This window comes from Streptococcus mitis (genome assembly GCF_946190285.1).
Lineage (GTDB): Bacteria > Bacillota > Bacilli > Lactobacillales > Streptococcaceae > Streptococcus > Streptococcus mitis_CP.
Genome location: NZ_CAMHZX010000012.1, coordinates 1 through 6,597, shown reverse-complemented (window position 1 = coordinate 6,597; position 6,597 = coordinate 1). Strand labels below are relative to the sequence as shown.

Annotated in this window: 1 protein-coding gene; it reads left to right on the top strand. The window is 40.8% G+C overall.

Translation table 11 applies throughout. The annotated features are described in order from the left end of the window. Positions 1 to 811 precede the first annotated feature (811 nt). On the top strand, positions 812 to 6,597 hold a 5,786-nt coding region (locus tag N8L39_RS09185), incomplete at its 3' end, for an accessory Sec-dependent serine-rich glycoprotein adhesin (protein ID WP_261039363.1).

The following is a 6,597-nucleotide window of genomic DNA, read 5'->3' as shown; positions in this document are numbered from 1 at the left end:
AAGGAAGCGAACTAGCTAACTGCCTTACTAACTACGTTTGGCAAATGAAATCGATTTGCCAAACTCCGTGTCGTAGTTCAGTAAATGTATTTGATTGTGTAACAATCTAAGTAACTAACGCCAAGTTTCTATGGAACTTGACTGGGCGCTCCACTAGTAAAGTTTTACGAATATGATCGATTCGTAAAACTTTATGTCGTGACGGGTAGAGAGTGGCCTACCTGCTTGCCTCACTGACTGAGTTTTACAAATGGAATCGATTTCCAAAACTCAGTGTCGTAATCTAATAATAGGTAACCGCTATGGCGGTCTACCTAAACACTTCGCTAGTAAAAGTCTGCGAATGATATTGATTCGTGGATTTTTCCGTCGTAATGGTAAGGAAGCGGTAACTGTTTTACTAACTCCGTTTGCAAATAGACTCGATTTGAAAAACTCCGTGTAGTAGTTTAAAAATTGGAACTGCTGTGAATGTCATGGTTCACAGCTTTTTTGATTTTAAAATATCACAACATAACAATTATAAAAAAGTGAATTTGTTGACGTTATGACTATTGTTATAGTTTTATTTTTATAGTTTGAATATAGAGAAAGAAAGTATAAAAATTGGGTTGAATTTTGTTTTAGGATATTTCATGATTGTAATATAGAAGGATAATTTAGGGAAATCCATCCAAGTTAGTTCGAAGTATTGTATTATATAAAAATATATTAAGATGATTGACTATCGTTTGCATTTTTAGTATACTATTAAAGTATGATTAAAATTGGGTGGATTGTCCACTTTTGGTATGTAATGAAAGGGTAGAGCATGTTTTTTAGACGTCAAAAAGGTGAGTATAGAGAAACCGACCGAGTGACGCGGTATAAGTTAATCAAATCAGGAAAACATTGGTTGCGAGCTTCAACCTCACTTTTTGGTTTGTTCAAGGTCTTGCGTGGTGGTGTAGACACGACTCAAGTCATGACAGAAGTAGTAGAGGATAAAGTGAATCCTTCTATTACAGGTCTGGATATTATCAAGGGACTTGCTGCAACAGGGGCTGTTTTAGGTGGTAGTGTTGTTACTCAAACAAAAGTGTTTGCAAATGAAACAGTAGCCGTGGAAAAAACACTGGAAAATCCAGATCTTTTGGTTACAAATGATACAGTAGTTTTGGGTACGACATCTGTAAATAATTCAGAGAATTCTGCTAGCTTGTCTACTTCTATGAGTGAAAGCACTTCGATGTCAGAATCTGTATCTAAGAGCTCGTCAGCCAGTGCTTCGACGAGCACTTCTCTAAGTGCCTCAGAAAGTACATCCAATAGCGCTTCGACAAGTGCCTCTGTCAGCAGCTCTACTAGTATCAGTCAATCGACAAGTGAGCCGGGTAGCTTTTCTACAGTGTCAAGTCTATCAGTTGAACAGAGCACTTCTGCGACAGCAACTGAGCAAGAGTCTTCTGTGTCAAAAGAATCAACTGGCCTTAAAATCGATTCTGCTCTACTAAAGGCGACTGAAATTGATGGGAAGATTAGTGCGAGCGCTGCTCAATCAACTTCTACCACGACTAGTATCGTAGGAGTTACTGCAGGTGCTATTGCAACAGCAAAAGTTTCAGCTAAGCAACAAGATGAAAATCGGAAGAAACTGACAAAACTTTCAGCTGAGATAGGTGAGTACCTAGCTAAAGCTGTCGGTTTACCAAATGCTGACTCGGCTATCACTAAAGTCAATGCTGCGGTAACTGAGATTGAAAAAGCCTTGGCTGATCCAACTAGTGATTTGACAGCAGTGGTGCAAAAAGCTACTTTAGCTCGTAATTCCATTGCCAATGCCGTTTTGAGAGCCAATTCAGGTGCACGTGATGCTCGTAATGGGAAAGCTATGTTACGTGATGCTTCTCTTCGTGCGAGTTGGGGAACTAGTCAAGGGGATGAACGTATCACACTTAGTCAACCTCACATTGACTTTGATAAAGCAACGGGTATCGCTACCTATAAAATGATAGTGGATACTCGATCTCCATTGACTTATCTCGGTGTTAAAATTGAAGTTGGTAAGGGTGGGCATGTTCAAAGTGTCACTTATAAAGATATCTACAATATGGATAAGACAGTTTCGAATGGTTCAGAAGCTGTCTACAGTTATCGCCATGGAGCTGAACGTGATCTAAATGGTGAAATTAAAGTCGTAGTTAAATATGATAAAACAGTGCCAACAGCTACGGCTAAGATTCAGGCTCAAACAAGCTCTGCCCCTGTATATGGAAATACACCAGGGAACTATACTAGCGTGCAACCTATAAGTTTTTCAACTGGTTATAGACAGCAGGTTACTAGTACTAGTCAAGGGTCAAAACTTCGATTTCAAATAGCAAACATATACAAAGAAGTTTTCAATGGAGATGTTATTGATGATACGATATCTGCAATTTGGGATGGGAAAATGCCCATCAAGAAGTTTAATATAGAGAATAGGAATGTTATCCCAGGTATAGAGTACTTAGGACCTCGAAATGATGAGGGATTAGGAGCTAAACAAGTTAATACTAAATTACGAGGGATAATTGGTGGGGATAACGCTTCTGCAGAAGTTGGAAAAACTTACATTTATCGCTTTGCTACAGAGGATGTTGTTAGAAAGCAAGCTGCTGAAAATGTTGGTTACTATATCAAAGGTTTCAACGAGCGCCATGATATCCAAAGTGGCGATACTGTTCAGGTTTCTGATCTGGACCATTTGACACCAGATGAAGTTAAGGAAGTTTATGATAATTTTGTTGGAAAACAATCGAATTTAAAGGATTTATCCAAAAATGGAGATCTTGCTCCAGATATTTCTAAAGCAAGTAAAACGACTAATCCAGATGGTAGCTTTACGCTGTCTTACCCTGGCACCAAATCTAAAATTGACGTTGCAACAGATGGGACAATCACGGTTACTTATCGTGACGGTTCTACTAGTGTCGTCAATGCTTCTTTAGAGAAGGAAAAAGAAATTCCTGATGTTTCTGTATCAGTGATTCGGAGAGATGGGGAAAATAGGAAAGTTATTGCTCCAGAAAAAGGTAGTGACGGTAATAATTATTACTACGTTTATGCTGGTGATACTTTTGATATCAATATGACTGCGACGGATAACAAGGGCAAATTGAGAGAATTTAAACTTGTTCCAGAATCTGATGGAAATCGTCCGGCTTCGGACTTGGCTAACAATTTCTTTATGGATCCTAAATATGGTTCATCAAAGAGGGTTACTTCCCTGTCAGACCCTAATGGCGAAATCGTTGCGACGACATCTAATCCTGCTCGTATAACTGCAGAAGAAGTTAAATTAAAAGAAGATTTAGAATATACAGATACAAATCACTGGCGTAGAAATGCTGTCGCAACAGATAAGGCTGGTAACTATACTCAAGCTGGGGATGCAAATAAAGGGAACTTCTTTATCAAGCAACGTGCTTTGAATGAGCGTTACAAGCATGAACCAGAATATACAATAAAAAATCCTGAGTTTACTCCTGTAGTAAATAAGAATAGTCTCACAGGTCCTGAGAAGGATGCTGTAACGGCTGCTATCTATGCTAAAAATGATAAAGACGCATACCGTATTAATACAATTGAAGTAAAAGATAATGGTGAAGCGACTATTGTTTATAAAGATGGTACACGTAGCGAACCGATTCCACCATCTGTAACAGTCAATGAACGTCCTAAGTTAGTCATTCCTTACGACAATCCGGCAACGAAAGAAATCTATCTATATCGCAACGAACCGGTTAATATTACCCTAAAAGCGACGGATGACTCTGGAAAAATCAATTCATTGAAGCTTACTAGAACTAATGGAAGCGATGATGGCGCTGGTAATGGAGCTGCAGCTAACTATGGCGGTTTCACAGGTGTCACTCGTTCTAATACCATTACTTCAACTACAAACCAAGCTAATGCTACGATTACCTTGACAGGTACCCTAAATAAAAGCCTGCAAAAAGGAGCAATTACTGAACGTAAACTTGTAGCTGCGGATAACCAGAATACATCAAATAGTACTGATAATAACGAAGGTTATATCAAGTTTGTTGTCAAGGATCAAACGGATAAGTATAATGCCGTAGCTAAAGTAGATACCATTTATACTTATGCAGGCGAAACGGCAGCGGATTTGGGAAATGCAGCTAACTTTGTTCAACTTGAAGGTGGGAAATCTCTGCCTGCAGGAGCAACGGTGGCCTGGACGAATACGATTAACAATTCGACTACTGGAACAAAGAGTGCTGTTGCGCGTGTTACGTATTCGGATGGTTCAACCGATGATGTAACGGTCAACTATAAGGTTATGGCTACGATTGCCCCTAAAGGACCTGTGAATGATATTCAAGGTACAAATCCTCATAACGGCACCTTATGGCATGATTATGTGAATAAAGAAGGAAGTGATGCCTACCCAAGTGGAGCTAGTCAAACTTGGAGAAAAAATGGCCAGCCTGTAGCAAATTCACCGATTAGTACAGCAGAAACAGGTCGAAACAACTACCAAGTCACCTTTACTTATCCTGTTGGTCGTACAGGTGCAGGGGATACTACTAAACTAAGTAAAACAGTTGATGTTGTTCATGATGTTTATAAATTTGAATCAGACCGTTCTTATATTTTTACACAGAATAAGACTGATGAAGCTGGTTATAAACAAGCTGTAGCAAACCCTAAAGAAGCTGTTACAAGAGTAACAGGAAGTCCGGATTTTAACGCGACAAATACTAATTACAAGTGGGTTGATGGTGCTCCGTCACTTACGACAGTTGGAACCTTTACCAAACAAGTGGAGGTAGAGTTACCTGCAGATTCAACGGGTGTTAGAGTTAAACAAAATGTCCCTGTTACTGTGAAAGTAAATCCACAAGCACCTGAAATAGCAGATGATTCTGTGAATGAAAAGGGTGGCTTGCCAAATCGTCAAATCGTAGTAAATAACGTAACACCAGGAGCTACAGTCACTTTAACGATTGGTACCCAAACCTTTACTAAACAATCTACTGGAACAAGTGTGACATTTGAACCGTCTGATTTGAAACGGGCTACTGATACCAATAATGGCTTGTTGCCTACAGGCGATGTAACGGTTAAACAAGAGAAAGTTGTAACGACTCCTGCTGGAGGAACAGAGACCCTTACTTCTGCCACAACTACTAAGACTATTACAGCGGAAACTGAGAAACCTAATGTTACTGTTAAGGTTGAGATTTTTAATAAAGAAACAAATTCTTGGGTAGAAGCACCTAGATTCCCGAACAATTCTGATAAGGTTTACAAGGTTTATCCAGGAGATAAATTCCGTGTTATGGTCGAAACGTCAGATAATAGTGGGAAAGTTAAAAATATTGAAGCTTGGAACAATGAGACAAATGAGCAAACACAGTGGGTCACTACAAAGATTGTTGATGATTTTGCTACAGGAGGAATAGCTAACCAAAAAACAAACGATCCAGTGGAAGCATCTCTCGCAAAACCGTATACTCATCAGTTGACGACAGATGGAATTTATAATGCTAATCAAGTCTTTAATCCGAGAACAGATTATACTAGGACTCCAACTCCTGATAATGATGCTACATCACCAAATACTTGGACACGGTTTGCTCGAGTCAGAGATCTCTCTGGCAATACAAGAGTTGAGAAGTATATTATCCGACAAGCACCATTGAGTGAGAAATATACGCCGAATTCACCTGCAGTTATTCAAGTAACAAATGTAACAAATCCTACGGAGCAAGATCGAGCGAAGATTCTTAAAGAAATTAAAGAAGCGAATAAGAATGCTAAACAAGTCAAATCTTATGCTGTTGATGATAATGGAAATGTTATAGTGACATACGACGATAACACTACGGACATATTCAAACCAACATTATCTGATTCGGATTCTAGAAGTGCAAGTGCCTCAGCTTCAGCATCAACAAGCGCTGTAGCGTCTACGTCAGCCTCAACAAGTGCAGTAGCCTCTACCTCAGCATCGACAAGCGCTGTAGCGTCTACTTCAGCAAGCACAAGTGCCGTAGCGTCTACCTCAGCGTCAACAAGTGCGGTAGCGTCTACCTCAGCGTCAACAAGCGCAGTAGCATCAACGTCAGCATCAACAAGTGCGGTAGCCTCTACCTCAGCGTCAACAAGCGCAGTAGCATCAACGTCAGCATCTACAAGTGCCGTAGCGTCTACCTCAGCGTCGACTAGTGCGGTAGCGTCTACCTCAGCGTCAACAAGTGCTGTAGCGTCTACTTCAGCGTCAACAAGTGCAGTAGCGTCTACCTCAGCCAGCACAAGTGCAGTAGCGTCTACCTCAGCATCAACAAGCGCCGTAGCATCTACCTCAGCCAGCACAAGTGCGGTAGCGTCTACCTCAGCCAGCACAAGTGCGGTAGCGTCTACGTCAGCGTCGACTAGTGCAGTAGCCTCTACCTCAGCCAGCACAAGCGCCGTAGCGTCTACGTCAGCGTCAACAAGTGCTGTAGCGTCTACCTCAGCAAGCACAAGTGCGGTAGCGTCTACCTCAGCTTCAACAAGCGCCGTAGCGTCTACCTCAGCCAGCACAAGCGCTGTAGCGTCTACGTCAGC